Origin of the sequence: Clostridium novyi NT (assembly GCF_000014125.1) — a bacterium.
Taxonomy (GTDB): Bacteria; Bacillota; Clostridia; order Clostridiales; family Clostridiaceae; genus Clostridium_H; species Clostridium_H novyi.
The window spans coordinates 2,287,470-2,309,755 of the sequence record NC_008593.1; the positions used below are offsets into that span (position 1 = coordinate 2,287,470).

At 29.9% G+C, this 22,286-nt stretch carries 24 protein-coding genes; 3 read left to right on the forward strand and 21 right to left on the reverse strand.

Annotated features, from left to right (window positions below):
• Nucleotides 1–42 precede the first annotated feature (42 nt).
• From NT01CX_RS10650 to NT01CX_RS10695, 10 genes are all read right to left on the reverse strand, one after another.
• The gene (locus tag NT01CX_RS10650) at nt 43–753 is read right to left on the reverse strand and encodes an MIP/aquaporin family protein (protein WP_011723051.1); all 711 of its coding nucleotides are present in this window, start codon (nt 751–753) and stop codon (nt 43–45) included.
• Nucleotides 754–953: 200 nt separating this feature from the next.
• The gene (gene phnD, locus NT01CX_RS10655; protein WP_011723052.1) at nt 954–2,858 is read right to left on the reverse strand and encodes a phosphate/phosphite/phosphonate ABC transporter substrate-binding protein; all 1,905 of its coding nucleotides are present in this window, start codon (nt 2,856–2,858) and stop codon (nt 954–956) included.
• Between the two features lie 80 nt (nt 2,859–2,938).
• A complete protein-coding gene (gene glpK / locus NT01CX_RS10660) occupies nt 2,939–4,435 on the reverse strand; it encodes a glycerol kinase GlpK (RefSeq protein ID WP_011723053.1) in 1,497 nt (498 codons plus the stop codon).
• 218 nt (nt 4,436–4,653) lie between these two features.
• Complete coding sequence (locus NT01CX_RS10665) at nt 4,654–5,370, reverse strand: MIP/aquaporin family protein (RefSeq protein WP_011723054.1); 717 nt, start codon at nt 5,368–5,370, stop codon at nt 4,654–4,656.
• A gap of 297 nt (nt 5,371–5,667) precedes the next feature.
• Nucleotides 5,668–6,039 (reverse strand): DUF1667 domain-containing protein, encoded by a 372-nt coding sequence (locus NT01CX_RS10670; protein ID WP_011723055.1) that lies wholly within the window; start codon nt 6,037–6,039, stop codon nt 5,668–5,670.
• Between the two features lie 6 nt (nt 6,040–6,045).
• Complete coding sequence (locus NT01CX_RS10675; RefSeq protein WP_011723056.1) at nt 6,046–7,305, reverse strand: NAD(P)/FAD-dependent oxidoreductase; 1,260 nt, start codon at nt 7,303–7,305, stop codon at nt 6,046–6,048.
• A gap of 50 nt (nt 7,306–7,355) precedes the next feature.
• Nucleotides 7,356–8,789 (reverse strand): NAD(P)/FAD-dependent oxidoreductase, encoded by a 1,434-nt coding sequence (locus tag NT01CX_RS10680; RefSeq protein ID WP_011723057.1) that lies wholly within the window; start codon nt 8,787–8,789, stop codon nt 7,356–7,358.
• A gap of 231 nt (nt 8,790–9,020) precedes the next feature.
• Nucleotides 9,021–9,587 (reverse strand): glycerol-3-phosphate responsive antiterminator, encoded by a 567-nt coding sequence (locus NT01CX_RS10685; protein WP_011723058.1) that lies wholly within the window; start codon nt 9,585–9,587, stop codon nt 9,021–9,023.
• A gap of 278 nt (nt 9,588–9,865) precedes the next feature.
• Nucleotides 9,866–10,369, reverse strand: coding sequence for a YcxB family protein (locus NT01CX_RS10690; RefSeq protein WP_011723059.1), 504 nt, complete (start codon nt 10,367–10,369; stop codon nt 9,866–9,868).
• Nucleotides 10,370–10,632: 263 nt separating this feature from the next.
• Nucleotides 10,633–11,883: an aminopeptidase P family protein gene (locus tag NT01CX_RS10695; protein ID WP_011723060.1), complete on the reverse strand. Its 1,251-nt coding sequence runs from the start codon at nt 11,881–11,883 to the stop codon at nt 10,633–10,635.
• Between the two features lie 141 nt (nt 11,884–12,024).
• Between NT01CX_RS10695 and NT01CX_RS10700 the strand changes: the two genes are divergently transcribed.
• Complete coding sequence (locus tag NT01CX_RS10700; protein ID WP_011723061.1) at nt 12,025–12,732, forward strand: 2-phosphosulfolactate phosphatase family protein; 708 nt, start codon at nt 12,025–12,027, stop codon at nt 12,730–12,732.
• Between the two features lie 75 nt (nt 12,733–12,807).
• Here the strand turns inward: NT01CX_RS10700 and NT01CX_RS10705 are convergent, their stop codons facing one another.
• The 3 genes from NT01CX_RS10705 to NT01CX_RS12180 form a co-directional block, all read right to left on the reverse strand.
• Nucleotides 12,808–13,008, reverse strand: a complete 201-nt coding sequence (locus tag NT01CX_RS10705) for a cold-shock protein (RefSeq protein ID WP_011723062.1) — start codon at nt 13,006–13,008, stop codon at nt 12,808–12,810.
• Nucleotides 13,009–13,592: 584 nt separating this feature from the next.
• The gene (locus tag NT01CX_RS12355) at nt 13,593–13,760 is read right to left on the reverse strand and encodes a hypothetical protein (RefSeq protein ID WP_011723063.1); all 168 of its coding nucleotides are present in this window, start codon (nt 13,758–13,760) and stop codon (nt 13,593–13,595) included.
• A gap of 91 nt (nt 13,761–13,851) precedes the next feature.
• Nucleotides 13,852–14,007: a lmo0937 family membrane protein gene (locus NT01CX_RS12180; RefSeq protein WP_011723064.1), complete on the reverse strand. Its 156-nt coding sequence runs from the start codon at nt 14,005–14,007 to the stop codon at nt 13,852–13,854.
• A 156-nt stretch (nt 14,008–14,163) separates the two neighbouring features.
• On the opposite strand from NT01CX_RS12180, the gene NT01CX_RS10710 reads away from it, so the two are divergent.
• Nucleotides 14,164–14,343, forward strand: coding sequence for a DUF1540 domain-containing protein (locus tag NT01CX_RS10710; protein WP_039224231.1), 180 nt, complete (start codon nt 14,164–14,166; stop codon nt 14,341–14,343).
• 111 nt (nt 14,344–14,454) lie between these two features.
• Here NT01CX_RS10710 and NT01CX_RS10715 read toward each other — a convergent pair whose 3' ends face one another.
• The 8 genes from NT01CX_RS10715 to aroF are packed head-to-tail and all read right to left on the reverse strand — an operon-like array spanning nt 14,455 to nt 21,402.
• Entirely contained in the window at nt 14,455–14,949 is a 495-nt protein-coding gene (locus tag NT01CX_RS10715) for a shikimate kinase (protein WP_011723065.1), read from the reverse strand.
• Between the two features lie 14 nt (nt 14,950–14,963).
• Nucleotides 14,964–15,776, reverse strand: a complete 813-nt coding sequence (aroE, locus tag NT01CX_RS10720; RefSeq protein WP_011723066.1) for a shikimate dehydrogenase — start codon at nt 15,774–15,776, stop codon at nt 14,964–14,966.
• 11 nt (nt 15,777–15,787) lie between these two features.
• Nucleotides 15,788–16,060 (reverse strand): chorismate mutase, encoded by a 273-nt coding sequence (locus NT01CX_RS10725; RefSeq protein WP_011723067.1) that lies wholly within the window; start codon nt 16,058–16,060, stop codon nt 15,788–15,790.
• Between the two features lie 15 nt (nt 16,061–16,075).
• The gene (gene aroC, locus NT01CX_RS10730) at nt 16,076–17,146 is read right to left on the reverse strand and encodes a chorismate synthase (RefSeq protein WP_011723068.1); all 1,071 of its coding nucleotides are present in this window, start codon (nt 17,144–17,146) and stop codon (nt 16,076–16,078) included.
• Complete coding sequence (gene aroA, locus NT01CX_RS10735; protein WP_011723069.1) at nt 17,124–18,431, reverse strand: 3-phosphoshikimate 1-carboxyvinyltransferase; 1,308 nt, start codon at nt 18,429–18,431, stop codon at nt 17,124–17,126. The genes aroC and aroA overlap by 23 nt, the downstream gene beginning before the upstream one ends.
• 16 nt (nt 18,432–18,447) lie before the next feature.
• Entirely contained in the window at nt 18,448–19,509 is a 1,062-nt protein-coding gene (aroB, locus tag NT01CX_RS10740; RefSeq protein WP_011723070.1) for a 3-dehydroquinate synthase, read from the reverse strand.
• Nucleotides 19,506–20,360, reverse strand: a complete 855-nt coding sequence (locus NT01CX_RS10745; protein ID WP_011723071.1) for a prephenate dehydrogenase — start codon at nt 20,358–20,360, stop codon at nt 19,506–19,508. The genes aroB and NT01CX_RS10745 overlap by 4 nt, the downstream gene beginning before the upstream one ends.
• A gap of 28 nt (nt 20,361–20,388) precedes the next feature.
• Nucleotides 20,389–21,402 carry a 3-deoxy-7-phosphoheptulonate synthase gene (gene aroF, locus NT01CX_RS10750; RefSeq protein ID WP_011723072.1) on the reverse strand — a complete coding sequence of 338 codons (1,014 nt, stop codon included), beginning with the start codon at nt 21,400–21,402 and terminating at the stop codon, nt 20,389–20,391.
• A 547-nt stretch (nt 21,403–21,949) separates the two neighbouring features.
• Between aroF and NT01CX_RS10755 the strand changes: the two genes are divergently transcribed.
• A complete protein-coding gene (locus NT01CX_RS10755; protein WP_039243067.1) occupies nt 21,950–22,228 on the forward strand; it encodes a hypothetical protein in 279 nt (92 codons plus the stop codon).
• Nucleotides 22,229–22,286: the final 58 nt, after the last annotated feature.

Here is a 22,286-nt window from a genome sequence, read left to right on the forward strand (position 1 = left end):
TATAATATCTCTAAAACGCTTAAAAATTTTTAACATATGCAATTAAAATATAGCCGCAAATAATAATGCGCCTATTATTCCTCCTATTATTGGTCCAACTACAGGTATCCAAGAATATTCCCAATCTGAATCTCCTTTTCCTGCAATAGGTAATATAGCATGTGCTATACGAGGTCCTAAGTCTCTGGCTGGATTAATAGCATACCCTGTTGGTCCACCTAGAGCAAGACCTATGACTAAAATTACAAGACCTACCGAATAGGTTCCAATTCCCGGTGCTTGTTCAACTGTTGATAATCCTAATATTGCAAATACAAGTACAAATGTTCCTATAATTTCTGTTACAAGGTTTGCAGCACTATTTCTAATTGCTGGTGCTGTAGCAAATACTCCAAGTTTTACTGCTGGATCTTCAGTTTCAGCCCAATGTGGTAAGTAAGCAATCCATACTATCGCAGCTCCTAACATTGCACCCAACATTTGTGCAATTATATATCCTGGTACCATACTCCAAGTTATTCCACCAAAACCTATGGCAGCAAATGCTATTGTTACTGCTGGATTAAAGTGAGCCCCACTTATTGCTCCAAAGATAAGTGCTGGAATAGCAACTGCTATTGCCCAAGATGTTGTTACAACTATCCATCCTCCATTTTGTCCTTTACTCTTATTGAGTGATACACATGCAACTACACCATCACCTAACATGATAAGCAACATTGTCCCTAAAAACTCTGCCATCATTCTAGACATACGCTTTCCCCCTTAACTAAATAAAATTTTCGCTACAGTTATATCTATGACTTTTTTATCTTATTTATTACACATAATCTTTAAATAAACTAATATAACTTTTTATAAATAAAAAAACTATAACTTAAATTGGAAAAACCAATAAGTTATAGTTTAAATTTGTAGCATATATATAATTTCCTTATAATTATATATATGTCTTATCTTATTTTTCTTATTACATCATACTTTTCATCAACACTTTCGATAAATCCTTCTATTGGTGTATTAAGATTTTCAAAACTTTTTGCTTTTATGAATTCCTTCTTCAAATTATCCGCTAATTCCTTAGGCATTTTTTTATTAACCGCAATTGCATCCTTTGGAATATTATCACTTTTAGCAAGTATAACTAAATCCTCTACTGGCACACCTTCTTTTCTAGCATTATCTAAGGCCTCGTCATATGTAGCACCAGCATCCACTTCGCCATTTAGTATAGCATTTATAACATTATCATGACTTCCTAAGAAATATGATTTTTTAAATATCCTATCTGGATTTAAATTATTTAATTTTAAAATATGCTTTGCATATATACAACCTGATGCACTATTTTCATCTACATATGCAAATGTTTTATTTTTAAGGTCAGATAATTTTTTAATAACACTATCTTTTCTTGCTATTATATATCCATTATAATAATCCTTGCCATTTATCTTAGGGGTAACAATAGGAATAACCCCTGCTTTTTCGTGAGCATTTACATAGGCAAATGGTGAAAACCAACCAACATCTATTATATCTTCTTTTATATTGTCACTTAAAGCATCGTAATTTTTTACTATTATAGTTCTAGCTTTATATCCCATGGATTTACACACATTTTCTAATATAGGTACATACATTTTCTTAATATTTTTAGGTGCAGTGAATGGGTTTACTCCAAATATGATTTCATTTTCCATTTTAAATTTAGATGAAACCTTTTGTAATTTTTCGGAAATATCTATTAATTCGTCAAAGGCCTTTATCATTAATTCATTTTTTTCTTTTACATACCCAACCTCTTCCATAGAATCATAAGCTAGCTTATGGGTATCTTCTACTGCGTTTGCAACTTCTTCTACGGCTACTTCTACCTCGGTAACATTTCTTATTCCTTCTTCTGATTCTTTCTCCAGTTTTTCTATAGAATCTTCTATACTTTCTACAACTATTTTTATTTTTTCTATTACCTTTGTAGATTTAGTCATTACCTCTTCTACTTTATCAAGTTTATCATTACATTTGTCCATAGCATCATTAGAATTTTCAATTTTACCAGATATATCTTGAACTATATCCTCTATTTTGCCTATAGCATCTTGAGTTTGTTCCGACAACTTTTTTATTTCATTAGCTACTATTGCAAACCCTCTACCAGCTTCTCCAGCTCTAGCCGCTTCTATAGCTGCATTTAAAGATAATAAATTTGTTTGTACTGAAATTTGTTTTATATAATCTACTATTGAATATATATTATTTGATGATTCCATTAGTTCTTCATTTCTGCTAGATGCGCTACTTATTTCAATATTAAGCTCTTCTAAAAACACACCTATGCTTTCTATTATGTTTCTGTTGTCATTTAACATCTTAACAGACTCAAGAGAATATCCTCTAATTTTAACTATATTATCATTTAAATTCTTAGAAAAATTTACAAATTGATTTATGCTAGCATTTATTTCTTCTGAACTAGCAGCATTCTGCTGGCAATAATTTTCAACTTTATAGGACATGTCATATATACTTTTAAAAGCATTAATGTTATTTTGCGCAGTCCATAATAATTGTTGAGAATTAAATGCAATATCTTCTGAAGCAGTTAGTATAGATTCCTTTATTTTATTATCTTGTTTCTCCTTAGACTCATTATTTTTTATATCGTATTTGTTTAAATGTTTGTCCAATTTTACATCATTAAAATTAAATGTTCTTTTTGCAAAATATAAAATTAATATATTTACTATAGCGATAATAACTCCATTTATCTTTATGTTAGGAATAAGATAATATAAGGCTATATTTATAATCGCTGAAATAATCATAAAACAAAAAAAGTCTTTGTGTCTTTTCATAAGTTATTCTCCTTTAACAAACTAAAGACAAACCCCCCATATAGAGATTTGCCTTTAGTAGAATATATTGATTTAACTTATTATTTTTCCCATCCTTTAGATCTTTCAACAGCTTTGTGCCATCCGTTAATTAATTCTATTCTCTTAATATCTTCCATCTTAGGTGAGAATGTTTGAGATGGTTTTATACTTCTAGATAAATCTTCAACGTCTTTCCAGAATCCTACTGCAAGACCTGCAAGATAAGCAGCTCCTAAAGCAGTTGTTTCTATAACTTCTGGTCTTACAACTGGTTTATCTAACATATCAGCTTGGAATTGCATTAAGAAGTTGTTTGCACAAGCTCCTCCATCCACTTTTAATGTTTTTAAGCTTGTTCCAGCATCTTCTTCCATAGCTTTTAATACATCTAGAGTTTGATATGCCATAGATTCAAGAGCCGCTCTTATGAAGTGCTCTTTCTTAGCTCCTCTAGTAAGCCCAACTATAGTTCCTCTTGCATAAGCATCCCAGTATGGTGCTCCAAGTCCAACGAATGCTGGTACTAGGTATACTCCATTAGAATCTTCTACATCTAATGCATATCTTTCTGTTTCAGATGCTTTTCTGATCATTCTTAATTCATCACGTAACCATTGAACTACAGCTCCACCAATGAATATACTTCCTTCTAATGCATATTCAATTTTTCCTGCATATGATGCAGCCATTGTTGTAAGAAGTCCGTTTTGAGATTCAACAGCTTTGTCTCCAGTGTTCATTAATAAGAAACAACCTGTTCCATAAGTATTTTTAGCCATACCTTCTTTGCAGCAAAGTTGTCCAAATAATGCTGCTTGTTGGTCTCCTGCGTCTCCTGATATTGGAACTGGTGCTCCGAATATTAATTCATCAGCATTTCCGTAAACGCAGCTTGAAGGTTTAACTTCTGGAAGCATTGATTTAGGAATATTTAATTCTTCTAATATTTCATCATCCCATTTTAATTCATGTATATTATATAACATTGTTCTTGAAGCATTTGTGTGGTCAGTTACATGAACTTTTCCTTTAGTTAAGTTCCAAATTAACCATGTATCTATATTACCAAAAATTAATTCGCCTTTTTCAGCTTGTTCTCTAGCTCCTGGAACATTATCTAATATCCATTTTATTTTTGTTCCTGAGAAGTAAGCATCTAGAATTAATCCTGTTTTTTCCTTTACTTTCTTATCGAATCCTTTTTCTCTTAGTGTATCACAATATTCAGCTGTTCTTCTACATTGCCAAACTATAGCATTGTAAACTGGAACACCTGTAATTTTGTTCCAAACTACTGTAGTTTCTCTTTGATTTGTAATACCTATACCAGCAAGGTCTGTTCCATAAAGTCCAGCTCCTGCTAAAGCTTCTCTAGCAACACCTGCTTGAGTTCCCCAAATTTCCATTGGATCATGTTCAACCCAACCTGCTTTTGGATATATTTGTTTAAATTCTTTTTGTGATACTGATACTATTTCACCTTGTTTGTTGAATATAATACATCTTGAACTTGTTGTGCCTTGGTCTAACGCCATTATATATTGTTGCTTTTCCATTAAATATTCCTCCCCTTCTCCATCTCTCAAAGGTATAAATAATTTATTTTTCATTAAATTTATATTTGAACTATAAATTTAAAGATTTAACAATTAGATACTTGAATCAGTCTTACTAAAATCATTACAAACTTTTATTGACAAACTTACTAATAATTAATAACTATTAAAATTAATTTTCAATTATTCCTACTACTTTATTGAAACTTTTCTAATTATTAAACTGGAAATACCATTGTGAATACGAATGCTCCAATTAATCCACCTATTATTGGTCCAACTACAGGTATCCAAGAATATCCCCAATCTGAACCGCCTTTTCCTGCGATAGGTAATATAGCATGTGCTATACGAGGTCCTAAGTCTCTGGCTGGGTTGATTGCATATCCTGTTGGTCCACCTAATGCAAGACCTATAACTAATATTACTAATCCTACTGAATAAACTCCAATTCCTGGTGCTTGATCAACTCTTGATAATCCCATAATTGTAAATACAAGTACAAATGTTCCTATAATTTCTGTTACAAGGTTTGCAGCACTGTTTCTAATTGCTGGTGCTGTAGCAAATACTCCAAGTTTTACTGCTGGGTCTTCAGTTTCAGCCCAATGTGGTAAGTAAGCAATCCATACAATTGCAGCTCCTAGCATTGCACCTAACATTTGAGCTATGATATATGATGGAACCATTGCCCAAGTTATTCCTCCAAAGTTTGTTGCAGCAAATGCTATTGTTACTGCTGGGTTAAAATGAGCTCCACTTATTGCTCCAAAGATAAGTGCTGGAACAGCAACTGCTATTGCCCAAGATGTTGTTACAACTATCCATCCTCCATTTTGTCCTTTACTCTTATTAAGTGATACGCATGCAACTACACCATCACCTAACATGATAAGTAACATAGTTCCTAAAAATTCTGCCATAAATCTAGACATAAGTTCATCCCCCTTATATATTTTTTATTATCAACTCACATTAAATAATGTGATTTAATAAACTTTGTTAATTCTGGCATATTATGTTTTGAAAACGTTTGTATACTTGCTTTTTATAAAAGGAGAATAAAGAGCCATTATTAATAGATGAGGTGTTCATCCCTCTTATTAATAATGGCTCTCTCTATTCTCCGCCAGATTTATTATACTTCTTTTCTCTCCACTAATTTCTACAAAATACGTTTTTTACATTTATCTTAATTATATTTTACTATATGTTCTTTGCTTTTGCAACAGTTAATTTGCTTTTGCAACACTTTTTGTAGCTATTATATTAACGCCTGTTCCTGCTATGTCCTTTACAACTATATCGCCAACTTTTACAGGTGCAGGTACAACAACTCCTCTAAGCTCTTCTACGCATTTGAAGATTGCATTTTTAGGAATATCAGCTTCAGTTTTTACAGAAACTGCTGCTATTTCTCCATCTTTAACTTTTACAGAAGATGTAACTATTCTTGTAGGATTAGTACATTCTTTTTCTGCATAAGTTTTTCCTCTTAAACAAGTGTTTCCTTTTACATCAACAACTTTTCCATCTTCTAAAGTAACTTCTAATAAGCAACCCATAGGGCATCCTATACATGTTAATTCTCTCATTTCACTCATGATATCCTACTCTCCTTCCACCTTAACAGTAATTTTCTTACAATTAGGATGCTTATCAAATAAAGCTTTTGTAAGTTTTACTGTTTCCATTTCACCTGGAGCAATAATTCTCTTCTTAATATGCATTTCTCTAACATCATCAAAGTATACAGAAACGTAACTATCTGTGTATACATCTCCAACTCTGAATCTTACATCTACTAATTTTTCTATATTTTCAGGATTTATAGTTTTTGGCACTGTGTATCTTGCACCTTCAGTTGCAACTAATTCAATTCCATTTCCTTCAAATTTCTTACCACTTAAATATTTAGCAGCATTTTTACCAGCATTAATACTTTCTTCTGTAACGAAGTCAACTAAGTCATGAACGTGTAGCACGTTTCCACATGCGAATACTCCTTCAATGTTAGTTTGAAGACTTTCGTTAACTAATGGTCCTGATGTAACAGGTGATAGGTCTACATCAGCTTTTGTAGATAACTCGTTTTCTGGTATAAGACCAACTGATAATAATAAAGTATCACATGGGATATATTCTTCAGTTTCTTTTATAGGTCTTCTGTTTTCGTCTACTTGAGCTATGCTAACTCCTTCTAATCTATCTTTACCTTTTATGTTAGTTACAGTATGAGCTAATTTTAGTGGTATTCCAAAGTCATCTAAGCATTGAACGATGTTTCTCTTAAGACCACCTGAGTATGGCATAAGTTCAACAACTGCTTTAACTTTAGCACCTTCTAAAGTCATTCTTCTTGCCATTATAAGACCGATATCTCCTGATCCTAAGATAACAACTTCTTTTCCTGGCATGAATCCATCTATGTTAACAAATTTTTGAGCTGCACCAGCTGAGTATATACCAGCACATCTGCTTCCTGGTATGTTTATTGCTCCTCTTGGTCTTTCACGACAACCCATAGCTAAGATTATAGCTTTAGCTTTTATTTCTATTAATCCGTCTTCTTCATTAACTGCTGTTATAACTTTATCTTTGCTTACATCTATAACCATAGTGTTTAATTTGTATGGTATTTCCATTTCTTTTACTTTATCAGCAAATCTTTGAGCATATTCTGGACCTGTAAGTTCTTCTTTAAAAGTGTGTAATCCGAATCCATTATGGATACATTGATTTAATATTCCTCCAAGACAAGTATCTCTTTCTAAGATTAAGATATCTTGAACGCCCTCTTCTCTTGCTCCTATAGCAGCTGCAAGACCGGCAGGACCACCACCTATAATTACTACATCATGTTCTCTCATTTTTCAATCCCCCAAACTTTATAAATATGTTTTATGAGTTATTTGTAACATTAGATTTCTTTGTCCTCTCCAATTAATAAGTTTGATTTTCCACCAAACTTAGTTACTTCTGTTTCTGGTATACCTAGTTCTTTTGATAGAAGTGCAACTATTTTTGTAGAACAGAATCCTGATTGACATTTACCCATGCCAGCTCTTGTTCTTCTCTTAATTCCATCTAAGTCTTTAGCTCCTAGTGGTCTTCTGATAGCATTTAATATTTCACCTTCAGTAACAGTTTCACATCTACATACTATCTTTCCATAGCTTGGGTCTTTAGCTATAAGTTCTTTTCTTTCTTCGTTTGTCATTTCTCTGAATTTAGGAATACCTTCTCTAATTGGGTTAAACTTATCGTTTTTAGCTGGTGATAATTTTTCTACAACTATACCTTCAACCATTTCAGCTATTGCTGGAGCACTTGAAAGTCCTGGTGATTCAATACCAGCTACATTTATAAAGCCTGGAACGTCTTCAGCTTCTCCTATGATAAAATCGTTTACTGTATCATGTGATCTTAGTCCTGAGAATGAAGTAATAACTTGTCTCATAGGAATTTGTTTGAATGTCTTTTTAGCTCTATTTAAGATATCATCTATTCCTTCTTGAGTTGTATCTACATCAGTCTTGTCCTCTACGTCAACTGCGTTTGGTCCTATAAGTAAGTTTCCATCTACAGTTGGAGTTACAAGTACCCCTTTACCCATTTTAGTTGGTAATTGGAATAATGTTTTTGTTGCCATTGCTCCTGCAGTTTTATCAAATAGGCAGTATTCACCTTTTCTTGCTATGATTTCGATTTTGTTTTTGCTAACCATATTATTTAAATCATCTGAGAATAATCCAGCAGCATTGATTACTAAGTTAGTTTCAACATTTCCCTTGCTTGTTTCAAGTGTGAAACCATTTTCTTTTTTAACTACATTTTTAACTTCTGTTTCAAATTTAAATTCTACTCCATTAGTGTATGCGTTTTCAGCCATTGCTATAGTCATTTCGTAAGGACATACGATTCCACCAGTTGGAACATATAAAGCTCCTACTACATCATCATTTACGTTTGGTTCCATTTCTAAAATTCTTTCTTTTCCTATGATTTCAAGGTTTGGAACTCCATTTTTTTGTCCTTTTTCAAGTAACTTTTGTAGTCCTTCTTTTTCTGATTCATCAAAGCATAATACCAATGAACCATTTCTTTTAAATGGGAAATCAAGTTCTTCAACTAGCTTGTCAAACATTTCATTTCCTCTAACATTTAATTTAGCTTTTAATGTACCTGGTGTTGCATCATGTCCACCATGAACTATACCACTATTCGCCTTTGAAGTACCTGTTGCTACGTCTGGTCCTTTTTCTAGAACACATACTTTTAAATTGTACTTAGATAATTCTCTTGCAATGCTGCAGCCTATAACACCTGCACCAACAATTGTAACATCAAACATATTATACCTCCTCCTCTAAACAAAAAAGCCGTAATTTAAAGGTTTACTATATATCAATAGCAAGTACTACTATTAATTATAAAGTATTACCCTAAAATTACGGCTCTCTGAACTGTGCCTTTTTCGTATTATTTTTTATACCTTTATTATAGCATCTAAGCATATTTTGTCAACTTAAATATTTTATTTATCATATTTTTTGCAAATTTCATAATATTTTGTAAATTGTGGTTACATATGCCATATAATTTCTTTACTGGTTGATACTCCCAACGCACCAGCCTTTAAGCTTTCTATTACATCTTCCTTGTCATTTATTAGTCCTCCAGCTATTACAGGTACTTTCACCTGACTTTTAACTTGTTTTATGATCTTAGGCATTACCCCTGGTAGAATTTCCATAGCATTAGGTCTAATTGAATTAATAGATGTAATTCCTGTTTCTAAAGATAAATTATCAATTATAAACAATCTTTGAATTGTAAAAAGCTCTAATTCTTTGGCGATTTTTGTCAAACTTGATTTCGTTGTGATTATACCGTCCGGTTTTACCTTTTCTTGTATATGGTGTAAGGCATACTTGTCTCTAGCAAAGCCTTCCATAAGGTCAATATGTACATATATGCTTTTCCCAGATGCCTTAACCTTTTCTACAAGCTCTTTAATATTACATATATTCCCCTTTAGTAAGAAAATAACTTCACATGGAGATTTTATAGCCCGATCCAACTTATTCAAATCTTTAACAGCAGCAATTATAGGATTTAAACTTAACTTGTCATAAAATTGGTTTCTCATAATTCGTCACTCTCCATCTATTAATTTAAAATAAAATCATATATATATCTGTGATTACCTAACATTTACGTTTATTAGAGCTTGTATAATTTAATTTATATAGCTAACTTCATTCATCTATATATTACAAGATAAATTATATCAATTACAAGAATTTTTCTCAACCTTATTCTTCTTTTTATTGAAAATATAACCAAATCATAAAATTTACTTATTATTTAATTTGCATTATTATATATATGTTTTTATTTATAAAATTATATCTTTTAAAAAAATTTTTACTTGTTTTTACTGTTCGCATAGTATTCCATGCATTTATCATAAAATTCTTGTGATAATTCTTGAGACTCAAATGATCTTTTAGGTATTAAATTAACTTCAAATCCACCTAAAAAGATATAAATGTTATCTTTATCTTCCTTTATGTCCCTTACACTTTTCCAAGTGCGCATTTGATTTTTTATTTCGCTAACTTCTTTTATTCCCTTATTGTATAACTCAAAAGTGCGCTTTCCTAGTATATCTTGTCTCTTTGCTGCTGATCTATTAACTTGCAACTTTATCATATATATAAGAAATAAATCTCCCAATGCACCTATTACCACGGTCATTATAGCAGTACTAATAATAGATTTTTTAAGCATAATCATAACTATTAAAACAGTTATAGGCATGCTTAACATATTTAATATAAAGCTACGAGTAAACTTAGGCATATGCTTTATTAAATACTTGTTATAATTCCAATAATCATTTTTGTTAATATCCACTTCTACGTTCACGTCAATCACTCCTAAATATTGTTAATTATATTATTTTATTATTACTAATATTATTCTATATAGTTTGAAAAATTCCTTTATAAAAATTTTTCGAATAGTCTTTATATAAAAAAAAATGAGTGTAAAGTAATTTAAAATTACAATATACTCATTATTTAAACTTCAATATTTTATGGGTTTTTCTTTATTAACTCTTTATATTACAACTGTTTACAAGTTAAATTTTTCCTTGTATCTTTTATTATTTTATTAAATATAATATATTATATTCTATTCTCTTTCATAAATTTTTCTATTTCATCTACTGTTTTAATTATATCTGATGATAAATTTATGCAACCATCTTCAGTAATTAAAAGATCATCTTCTATTCTTATACCTATTCCTTCTTCTGGTATATATAATCCAGGTTCATCTGTTATTACCATTCCCGGCTTTAATATTATATCTCTATCTCCAACATCATGGGTATCAAGACCTAAGCTATGACTTATACTGTGAAAATAATATTTTGATATCTCATTTTTGTCTTTCATAAGTCCAAGATCTATGCACCCTTCAGCTAATACATCTTTGGCAATTTCATTTAATTTTAAGTATGGAACTCCAGCTTTTGCTTCTTTTATTATTCTTTCATTAGCCCTTAGAACTACATTATAAACTTCTTTTTGTCTTTCAGTGAATTTACCACTTACAGGAAAAGTTCTTGTAATGTCTCCATTGTAATATTGATATTGTGCCCCCAGGTCAAACATTATTAAATCATTATCTCCGCACTTTGAATTGTTCTCTGAATAATGAAGTACAGTGGCATTTTTCCCTGATGCTGCTATGGTTTTAAATGCTTTATCACGAACTCCTTCCGATGTAAGAACATAATCAAAGTATGCTTCTATTTCATATTCCATCATTCCAGGTTTTGCGTGCTTCATCATTTCATATATACCACGTTTTGTAATACCAATTGCTGTTTTTATCTTTTCAATTTCTTCTACAGTTTTTACAGTTCTAAGTTCACTTATCTCATTATATATATTTTTTATAGTAAAGTATGGATATCTTTCTTTTACTTCTTTAGCAAAGTTTTGTGCATATGTATATGATATACCCCACTCTTGACGTTCTAAATCCAAATAAAGTTTATCATATCCATATCTTGAAACTAACTCTCCTATAAAATCATTAAATCCCTTTGTATAATCTATATTCTGAACTCCTGAAATTTCTATAGCTTCATTAACTTTAAGTTTTTCCCCAACCCATCTTGCCATTACTGGATCTTCTTCTTCAATAAATAAAATCTCATTAACATTATTATTTCTCTTTGTCATCACAATAATTATGTTTTCTCTATCTATACCTGTTAAATAATAAAAATTTCTATTAGGTGTAAAAGGATATGTTTCATCTGCTGACTTATATGGCGCTCTTCCTGCGAATATTACCATAATAGAATTATCTTCTAGTTTTTCACTTAATCTTTTTCTATTTTTCATAAAAAATTCTTTGTTCATAATAATCACCCCAATTTAATATTTATACCACATAAAAACACATATTCTTATTATATATGTTTTATAGCACCATATTCTATTATAGGTTATAATAAATATAATTTATACTTTGATTCACATAAAAATCAGGAGGTATTCATTATGAAAATTGATCTAATCATTTCAGCTAGTGATATTAAAGAAGAAAAAATTAAAAATAAGACCGTTGTTGTAATTGATATTTTAAGAGCTACATCTGTTATAGTAACTGCATTAAACAATGGCTGCAATGAAGTAATACCAGTGCTTGAAGTAGAAGATGCAATGAAAATTGTAAAAGATAATAGAAAAAAATACATATTAGGCGGGGAAAGAAACGCATTAAAAATAGAAGGATTTGATTTTTCTAACTCACCTCTAGACTATACAAAGGATGTTGTAAAAGATAAAACATTAGTTATGACAACAACCAACGGAACTAGAGCAATTCACGGTGCTATGAGCGCTAAAAACATTTTAATAGGTGCTATGATAAACGCTAGGTCTATAGCAAATAAAGTTTTAGAACTTGATAATGATTTAATAATTATAAACTCAGGTACAAACGGGGAATTTTCTATAGATGATTTTGTTTGTGCAGGTTACATTATAGACTGCATTTTAAAAAATAGAGATGCTGAATTATCTGATATTGCAATAACAGCTCATTATGTATACTCAGAAAATAAAGATATTCATTCTTTTGTACATAAGGCAAAACATTATAATATATTATCTAACTTAGGACTTAAAGATGATATAAATTATTGTTGCTCAAAGGATATAGTAGATATAGTTCCAGAATTTCATTATCCAAAAATAACAAAATAAAATAACAAAAGTGGTATTCATAAATGAATACCACTCTTTATTTAACGTATTTAAAACAATCTATTTAAATACAAATTATAGTTTAACTACGTTAGCAGCTTGAGGTCCTCTAGCTCCTTCAGTTACTTCGAATTCAACTTTTTGTCCTTCTTCTAAAGTTTTGAATCCTTCTCCTTGGATTGCTGAGAAATGTACGAATACGTCATCTTCTCCTTCTACGGAAATAAATCCGAATCCTTTTTCTGCGTTAAACCATTTAACTATTCCTGTTTTCATTAAAAAATCCTCCTAAAAAAAAATTTCCTTAAAATATATGAACATAGATTTTTGCCTTAAGGCAATGCCAAACATTACGATATACAAAAATCAATGAACAAGCTAGTTTATACTGTCTTTTACAACACCATTATAGCTATCATAAAAAACTAAGCCTTATTAATCTTTTAATTAAGACCAGAAGAACAAATTCTTATAACCTAACTGAATTAAATATATACCCTTTGATTTATAAAACAAGAATATCGGCTTACAACTTAACAATCCATCTTAAACATTGCTAAACTTACCTAAAAGTAAACTTACCTAATCATAGGAGGATTAGTATTAATTTTCAAAGCCCATAATACAGTCAGTCGTCTATTTTAATTAGCAAAAACAAGCTAATATTATAACTTAATATTAATCTTCTTCTTATTTAGCTTATCATATTTTACGTTAAATTAATGGTATCATATATAACTTTTATTGTCAATAAACATATGTATTATTGAATTTAAGCAATTAAGTTATTTATATTATTATGTTTTCCAACTTTTCCTTTAATATTCGTATTTTTTTAGTTTATTTAGAAATATTAATGGTTATATCTTTCCCTCTTTTAATAACTTTATGACATTTTCCATAAATTCAACTCTTCCTCTAACTTCCTCATAATCCATATAATTCTGTCCATATTGATACTTCATACTTTCTAAAAATTCTTTTAATTCTTCTTCTTTTAAAAGTATCATTGTTTCTCTATCTGCCACTATTATTCACCCCTGTTAATTTTATAACTTTATATTATTTATTTAACCCTAATTAATGTCCGTAAAGTTGTTTTTAGATATTTTTTACTTTTTAATTTCCATTTTTCTTTCCAACAATAACATCATAAAGAAATACCATAGCAGAAACTACTAATAATAAATTTATTAATCTTCCTCCTATTTTAAATATAAGTCCGAGAACCCAAAAGAAAACCACTATTGCACCTATCCAATGCAATACTTTCATAAAAATCCCTCCTTAAATAAACCTCTTAAAGTTTAACTCCATTTATTATATTAGAAAAATGAATATTTATTTATATTTTTAATCATGAATAAATACTTCTAATTATCTAATACTATACTTTGTAATATTTATATTATATAACAAGGAGGCATTTTTATGAATAATTCAAATAATAAAAACCATATTTCTGGAGTAAAATGTGTTGTTAACAGCTGTAAATATCACGCTACTGATAACTGTTGTACTGCTAGAGGAATAGAAATAAGATCAAACTGTGATTCACACACTTGTTCTTCAGAACAAACTGACTGTGCAACATTTGAACCTTTAAAGTAACCTCTAAAATAAATGATGCAAGATAATCTAAGACTATCTCGCATCATTTATTGCCCTATATAATACTTTATTTTTATGTATATATTATTATATGTAGATATATTTTCTATATTAAATATATCTTAAAATTTGATTTATGCACTTATCAATATCCGTATTTATTATTTCGTAATCACAATAATTTTTATATAAATCATATCTTTCTTCGTACAATTTATATATTTTACCAACACCATCTTTAAGTAATGGTCTACTTTTAACATCTACATCACTACATATATCTTCTATTGGTCTATTTATAAAAAATATTGTCCCCTTTTCTTTTAATGAATCTATATTTTGTTTCCTTTTAATTGCCCCACCGCCAGTTGATATAACTTTCGGTATACAAGATGAAACTTCTTTTATAGACTTACTTTCTATATCTCTAAAAAATTCTTCTCCATTTTCAAAAATTTCGTTTATGGACTTTCCTGTACTATTAACTATATACTCGTCAACATCACAAAAATCACATTTTAATATTTCTGAAAGTTTTTTTCCTATTGTAGTTTTTCCACAACCAGGCATACCTATTAAAACTATATTTTTAGTTAATTCTTTCATAAAAATATTCCTCTCTAAACTAACTTTGAAATACGTTCATATATACTGTCTATAATATGGTCTTGTATTTTTATGTCATTCCATAATTCTTCTGCTTTTACTGCTTGCCCCACAAGCATGTATAATCCATTTATAGCTTTTATCCCTTGTTCTTTTGCATACTTCATAATTAATGTTTCTTTTGGATTATAAATTAAATCTACTACAGCTTTAAATTTTGATACTTCTTCTTTTGTAAGTGGAGATTTAGAAATCTTCGGATACATTCCGCATGGAGTACAGTTTATTACAACATCTTGGTTTTGTAAGTTTTTTATATCATCATAAGAAATCACTTTAAATTCTTTTAAATCATCTTTTTTGTCACTAACATCCCTAGTTACAAAAGTTATTTCTTTTACCTCATTATCTAATATGTATTGTCTTACAGCTTTAGATGCTCCCCCTGTTCCAAGTATCACTACACTTTTATCCTTTACATCTATATTAAATTTATTTAACATCATTCCAAAACCAAAGTAATCTGTGTTATATCCTTCTGTTTTTCCATTTTTAAAACAAATAGTATTAACAGCACCTATATTTTTAGCTTCTTCTGATATATCATCTAAGTATTTGATTATATCAACTTTATATGGAATTGTTACATTTGCCCCTTTTACCTTAAAAGTTTTAAATCCTGGTATTATACCTGAAACATCATTTTTATCTACTTCAAATAAATGATAGTATCCATCTACTTTTAATTCCTCAAATATTAATGAATGTATCTGCGGTGAAAAACTATGTCCTAACTTTTCACCTATAAGTCCATATAATCCCTTCATATTATATACCCCTATTCTGATATCTTTTTTGCTTGTAAATCTTTGCTTATTTTCATTACATCTTTTAAAAATTCTTCAACTGGTTTTTTAAAATCTTCATTATATATAAGCTTTGAATTTTTCTTTATTACTTCATCTTCTCTATTTGCATTTAATATAGGTATATTGTTTTTCTTTTTGTATTCAGCAACTTTAAGTACAGTTTCCATTCTCTTTTGGAATAATGCAATTAATTCTTTATCTATAGAATCTATATCATCTCTTAATTTTTTTAAATCTTCCACTATAATACCTCCTATTTAAATCAATTCAAGTATTCCCATTGCAGCAACTGCTTCAATTACAGGAATTGCCCTTTGAACTACACAAGGATCGTGTCTTCCTTCTATTTTTATAGTTGTATTTTCTCTAGTTTCAATATTAATTGTACGTTGTTCTTTTGCAATAGATGGTGTTGGTTTAAATGCAGTTCTAAATATTACAGGCATTCCACTTGTAATCCCACCTAGTATACCACCATTATTATTTGTATAAGTTCTTATATTTTCTCCATCCATATAAAATTCATCATTGGCTTCATTTCCTCTCATTTTGGAGATGTTAAATCCAGTTCCGAACTCTACTCCCTTTACAGCCGGTACAGAAAATAATAAACTACTTAATACACTTTCAACAGAACCGAAAAACGGAGAGCCAATACCTGATGGAAGATTTAAAATAGCACACTCTATAACTCCACCAACTGAATTCATATCTTCTTTTGCTTTTAAAATTTCTTCTTGCATAAGTTTGCCCTTTGAATCATCAATAGTTGCAAACTCTTTATTTTTTAAAGTTTTTAAGGTATCTTCTTTTATATCTATAGGATTAAAATATTCTTCTTCAATATTTCCTATGCTTTTTATGTGACTTCCTACTAATATATTATTTTTAGCAAGTACTTGTTTTGCAATAGCTCCAGCAAAAACAATTGGCGCTGTAAGTCTTCCTGAAAAATGTCCGCCTCCCCTATAGTCATTAAATCCATCATACTTTACAAATCCAGTATAATCAGCGTGACCTGGTCTCATAAGATTTTTAGTTTTTTCGTAATCTTTTGAGTGTTTATCAGAATTTCTTATTATTGCACATATTGGAGTACCAGTTGTTTTTCCATTAAATATACCGCTTAATATTTCAAATTCATCTTTTTCAGCTCTAGCTGTAGATAGTTTATTTCTTCCTGGAGCACGTCTTCTCATTTCTTTATTAACTTCATCTAAATCAATTTCTATTCCAGATTGAAGTCCATCTATAGTTATTCCTATTGCTTTTCCATGAGATTCACCAAATATAGAATATTTTATTTTATTTCCCCATACTCCACTCATCTATAATTCCTCCTACCTTCTCGAAATCTTTCCAAAAATCAGGATAAGATTTATTAACAGCCATGCTATTTTGTATTATAACTGGTTCTGTACATTTAATTGACGCTATAGCCATTGCCATTGCTATTCTATGATCATTCCAGCTATCAACAACTCCACCCTTTAACTTATACTTTCCTTTTATAATAAGTCCGTCTTCTAATTCTTTTATATCAGCCCCAATTTTTGAAAGTTCTGTTGCCATAGCTTTTAATCTATCGCATTCTTTAATTCTAAGTCTTTCAGCATTTATAATTTTTGTAGTTCCATGACTTACTGCTCCTAAAACCGCTAAAATAGGAACAAGGTCTGGACATTCTGACGCATCTATTGTTATTCCATGTGTCTTAGATTTTTTAGTCTCTATGTAATCTCTTCCTACCTTAATATTAGCACCCATTTTCTTTACTATATCTATAATAGCTTTATCTCCTTGAAGAGAATCTATATCTAAATCCAATGTTTTAACATTAGAACCAAGTATTCCAGCTACTATAAAAAATGCTCCTTGAGAAAAATCCCCTTGCACTCTATAATCTCTACTTGTACTTTTTTGATTTCCTTTTATAATAAATTCTTTGTAATTGTTATTTTCAATTTCTACTCCAAATTTCTTTAGTGTATCTATTGTTAAATCAACATATCCTTTTGATTCTAATTCAGTAGTTATAATAATTTTAGAATCACCATCTAAAAATGGTAGTGTATACATAAGCCCTGTTATAAATTGTGAACTTACATTTCCCTTAACATGAAATTCACCTGGATTTATCTTTCCATCTACGGTTAATGGTAACTCGTTATTAGATGTTTTATACTTGATTCCTTGATTTTCGAATATATTATAATATACATCAAGAGGTCTTGAGACTAGCTTACCTCTCCCTGTAAATGTCACTTCTTTTTCCGCTCTTAAAGCTATTGGAATTAAAAATCTTAGTGTTGATCCTGATTCTGAACAATCTATAGTATCATTTTCTAATGTTAACTTCTCTTTTCCTATAACTTTTAAAGTACTTCTTTCAGAACCTTTTTTATATTCATTAGTAATGTCCTCAATTTCAATTCCAAGACTTTTCATTCCTCTAATTGTGGCTTTTATATCCTCTGAAAATATTATATTTTCAATATTGCTAACCCCCTCTGAAAGTCCAGCACTTATAATAGCCCTATGTGCTAAACTCTTAGACGGCGGGATATTAATTTCCCCATTTAACTCTGAGGGAATAATTTTTATATTCTCCATAATTTCAGCCCCTTACTTATATAAAGTCACTTACTTTTTCTTTTTTTATTTTGTGTATAAAAGATTTTCCTATTTCATTTAGAATAACTATATTCATAAATTCTCCTTTATTTTTCTTATCTAATGATATAGCATTTAATATACTTTCTTTATCTTCAAGATGTATATCATATTTTAAATTATATTTAGTTAGAATATCTTTTATAAGGTTAGATGTACCTTCTTTAGTCAGCTTCATTTCTTCACTTTTTTTAGTTATAGCATACATTCCAAGTGCAACTGCCTCACCATGAGTATACTTTTCAAAGTTAAAATATTTTTCAATAGCATGACCTATTGTATGACCAAAGTTTAAAAGCATTCTTTCTCCAGTATCTTTTTCATCTCTTTCAACTATTTCTCTTTTTATATTGCAACAAGAATAAATTATATGTTCCATGTTTTCTATAAGTTCTTCATTTGTATTATAATTTAATAAATTATAAAATAGCTGTTTATCTCTTATGCAACCATATTTAATAACTTCCGCCATACCATCATAAAAAAATCTTTCATCTAAAGTCTTTAACATATTAGGATCTATAAAAACAGCTTTAGGATGATAGAAATTTCCCACTAGATTTTTGCCCCTATTTAAATCTACTGCAACTTTTCCACCAATACTGCTATCTATTTGTGCTAAAAGAGAAGTTGGTATTTGAATATATGGTATTCCTCTTAAAAGAGTTGCAGCTGCAAACCCTGTTAAATCTCCAACTACTCCTCCTCCAAGAGCAATTATAAGATCCCCTCTTGTTATATTAAAATCTAATAGTTCATCATATGTGTTAAGTAAAACCTCTACTGATTTACTCTTTTCTCCTGGATTTAAAACTATTTTTTTTACGTTAAATCCTCTGCCTTCTAATTGACTTACTATTTTATCTCCATAAAATTTATCTACATTTTTATCTGTAACAACAGCAACTTTTTTGCCATTATAAATCTCACTTATTTTTTTACCTATGGAAGAAATAAGCCCTTTTTCTATAAGTATAGAATAACTATTTTCTCCAAGACTTATTTTTAGTTCTCTCACTCACACATCGCCTCTCTCTTTTTACATGCAGTATCTAATATTTCACATAAGCCTTTTATATCATCATTGACAATTGCCATTTTTAATTCTTGTATATTATTTTGAAATTCTTCTATTTCATCAATTAAGTTTTTCTTATTTCCTATAAAAAGTTCTGTCCATAACTTAGTATTTATTCTAGCTATTCTTGTTAAATCTCTATAACTATCTCCAGTAAATTTTCCTGTATCTATTCCTAAATTATCACTATTTACTAAAGAAACTGCTATAACATGAGGAAGTTGACTTGTAAATCCTACTACCTTATCATGCAATTCAGGGGTTATCTTTTTTACACTAGAAAACCCTATCTTTTTAACTAGTTGCTCTAAAAATTCAATGTTCTCTTTTTTGTTTCTATCATTGGGAGTTATTATATAGTTTGCATTTTTAAAAATATCCTTTGATGCATATTTAACTCCACTGAATTCCCTTCCTGCCATTGGGTGTCCAAAAACAAAATCCATATCTTCTCTTAAAACTTTGTTTATTTCTTCCACAAAATCGCTTTTAATTCCAGTTACATCTGTAAGAATAGCACCTTTTTTAAAGTATTTTATATTATCCTTTATAAATTCTTTTATAATCTTAGGATAAACACAAATTATTACTAAATCAGACTCCCTTAAAGGAATTCTTGGATCTTTAAATCCTTTATCTATAATTCCTAATTCTTCTCCTAGTTTTAAAGCATTTTCATCTTTATCTATAGCATATATTTTTTTCGGATTAAGCTCTCTTAATGCACAAGCATAAGAACCGCCCATAAGTCCTAAACCAACAATAGTTACATTAAAGTCTATTTCATCCATAATAAATACCCCACTATTAAGCCCCTTATTAGATTTCTTTTCCTACTGCTTTTGCAACCGCTCTTAAATCTTTCATTAATGTATCGAATTTTTCTGGTTTTAGTGATTGACCACCATCACTCTTAGCATTTTTAGGATCATTGTGTACTTCTATCATAAGTCCATCCGCTCCAACTGCAACAGCTGCTTTTGCTAAAGGTTCAACTAACCACCAAAGTCCTCCAGCATGACTTGGATCTACAATTACAGGTAAGTGACTGTATTTCTTTATAACTGGTATAGCACTTAAGTCTAATGTATTTCTTGTATATGTTTCGTATGTTCTTATTCCCCTTTCACAAAGGATAACATTTTCGTTACCACCGGCCATTATATATTCAGCTGACATTAAAAGTTCTTCTATTGTAGCTGCAAGTCCTCTCTTTAAAAGTATTGGTTTGTTTGTCTTACCAAGTTCCTTTAAAAGATCGAAGTTTTGCATATTTCTTGCTCCTACTTGAATTACATCTACATCTTCAACAAACTTATCAACTAAGTTAGGTGACATAATCTCAGTTACTATTGGTAATCCTGTTTCTTTTCTTGCTATTTTTAAAAGTTCTAATCCATCTAATCCCATTCCTTGGAAACTGTATGGTGAAGTTCTTGGTTTGAAAGCTCCGCCTCTTAAGAATGTTGCCCCTGATTTTTTAACATCCTGTGCAAGCTTTACGATTTGTTCTTCACTTTCAACTGAACATGGACCTGCCATTACAGTTAAGTTGTTTCCACCAATAAGAGTATTTTTAACCTTTATTATTGAATCATCTGGATGGAACATTCTATTTGCTTTTTTATAAGGTTCTTGCACTTGCACCACTCTTTCTACATCTTCATTTGCCTGAATTTGATTTGAATCAATATTACTTGTATCCCCAACTAAACCAAGTATACGAAAATTATCCCCCTTTGAATCATTAATTCCTATGCCCCTTGCTGTAATTTGTTCCTTAATTCTTTCAATGCTTTTTTCTGATGCTGTAGCTTTCATAACTATTATCATTTTGATAACCCCCTATTTATTTTAATAAAATGTATAAAAAAAAGAAGCCTCATAATGAGCCTTCTTAATATATTCTTAGATATATTTATGAAATATAACAATATTTAGATACTGTTTAACTCATTAGATATAGGAATTTCAGTTTTTGAGTAGCAAAAATAACCAGCGCTAAAAAAGTAGCTCCAGTTTCCGTAATAAAAGAATTCTGCTGTTATTCCCTTTCTAATAAGATTTTTCATAGTTGTATATCCTCCAATAATTTACTTAATAGTTTAATTAATTTTAACCTGTATAATAATAACTTAAATTCAAAATTAATTTGTTAAGTTGTTGTGTTAAATTATACTATTATTTTTTAAGATGTCAATACCAAAATAAAAATAAGCTTCTTTTTATTAACAATTTTTTATACTAATCAATATAATATAGTAGGTCCACAATATCTCCACCCTAGACAAGCTACACAATCCTAATATATGGAGGTGTTAGTTAATCATGTTTGGTTCATTATTATTTCCTTTGTTATGTGGTTTAGGTGGCCGTGGTAATGGTTGCGGTTGCAACCCTCCAAGACCTAACCCATGCTGCGGTTGCGGCCCTATGTGTTGTAAACATTGTGGTTCTTACGAAATTTATCGTTGTGAACCTGCTAAACCTTGTTGTTGCTGTTGTCAATGTTGTGACCCTTGTGAATGTTGTGATTGTTGCAATTGCTGTGATTGTTGTTGTTGTGCCGAAGGTAAAAAGCATAAAAAACATCACAAACATCATAAACACCACAAACATGACAAATGCGAAATGTGCTGCTGTCAGTGTATTCCAATGAATAATTGCTGTTCTAATGGTGGATGGTGCTAATTATTCATTTATATATAGATAGATAG

What these genes read in the sequence shown, in the direction of transcription:
- NT01CX_RS10650 (WP_011723051.1), bottom strand. Translation starts at nt 753, where the DNA reads ATGTCTAGAATGATGGCAGAGTTTTTAGGGACAATGTTGCTTATCATG.
- phnD (WP_011723052.1), bottom strand. Translation starts at nt 2,858, where the DNA reads ATGAAAAGACACAAAGACTTTTTTTGTTTTATGATTATTTCAGCGATT.
- glpK (WP_011723053.1), bottom strand. Translation starts at nt 4,435, where the DNA reads ATGGAAAAGCAACAATATATAATGGCGTTAGACCAAGGCACAACAAGT.
- NT01CX_RS10665 (WP_011723054.1), bottom strand. Translation starts at nt 5,370, where the DNA reads ATGTCTAGATTTATGGCAGAATTTTTAGGAACTATGTTACTTATCATG.
- NT01CX_RS10670 (WP_011723055.1), bottom strand. Translation starts at nt 6,039, where the DNA reads ATGAGTGAAATGAGAGAATTAACATGTATAGGATGCCCTATGGGTTGC.
- NT01CX_RS10675 (WP_011723056.1), bottom strand. Translation starts at nt 7,305, where the DNA reads ATGAGAGAACATGATGTAGTAATTATAGGTGGTGGTCCTGCCGGTCTT.
- NT01CX_RS10680 (WP_011723057.1), bottom strand. Translation starts at nt 8,789, where the DNA reads ATGTTTGATGTTACAATTGTTGGTGCAGGTGTTATAGGCTGCAGCATT.
- NT01CX_RS10685 (WP_011723058.1), bottom strand. Translation starts at nt 9,587, where the DNA reads ATGAGAAACCAATTTTATGACAAGTTAAGTTTAAATCCTATAATTGCT.
- NT01CX_RS10695 (WP_011723060.1), bottom strand. Translation starts at nt 11,883, where the DNA reads ATGAACAAAGAATTTTTTATGAAAAATAGAAAAAGATTAAGTGAAAAA.
- NT01CX_RS10700 (WP_011723061.1), top strand. Translation starts at nt 12,025, where the DNA reads ATGAAAATTGATCTAATCATTTCAGCTAGTGATATTAAAGAAGAAAAA.
- NT01CX_RS10705 (WP_011723062.1), bottom strand. Translation starts at nt 13,008, where the DNA reads ATGAAAACAGGAATAGTTAAATGGTTTAACGCAGAAAAAGGATTCGGA.
- NT01CX_RS12180 (WP_011723064.1), bottom strand. Translation starts at nt 14,007, where the DNA reads ATGAAAGTATTGCATTGGATAGGTGCAATAGTGGTTTTCTTTTGGGTT.
- NT01CX_RS10710 (WP_039224231.1), top strand. Translation starts at nt 14,164, where the DNA reads ATGAATAATTCAAATAATAAAAACCATATTTCTGGAGTAAAATGTGTT.
- NT01CX_RS10715 (WP_011723065.1), bottom strand. Translation starts at nt 14,949, where the DNA reads ATGAAAGAATTAACTAAAAATATAGTTTTAATAGGTATGCCTGGTTGT.
- aroE (WP_011723066.1), bottom strand. Translation starts at nt 15,776, where the DNA reads ATGAAGGGATTATATGGACTTATAGGTGAAAAGTTAGGACATAGTTTT.
- aroC (WP_011723068.1), bottom strand. Translation starts at nt 17,146, where the DNA reads ATGAGTGGAGTATGGGGAAATAAAATAAAATATTCTATATTTGGTGAA.
- aroA (WP_011723069.1), bottom strand. Translation starts at nt 18,431, where the DNA reads ATGGAGAATATAAAAATTATTCCCTCAGAGTTAAATGGGGAAATTAAT.
- NT01CX_RS10745 (WP_011723071.1), bottom strand. Translation starts at nt 20,360, where the DNA reads ATGGATGAAATAGACTTTAATGTAACTATTGTTGGTTTAGGACTTATG.
- aroF (WP_011723072.1), bottom strand. Translation starts at nt 21,402, where the DNA reads ATGATAATAGTTATGAAAGCTACAGCATCAGAAAAAAGCATTGAAAGA.
- NT01CX_RS10755 (WP_039243067.1), top strand. Translation starts at nt 21,950, where the DNA reads ATGGTTGCGGTTGCAACCCTCCAAGACCTAACCCATGCTGCGGTTGCG.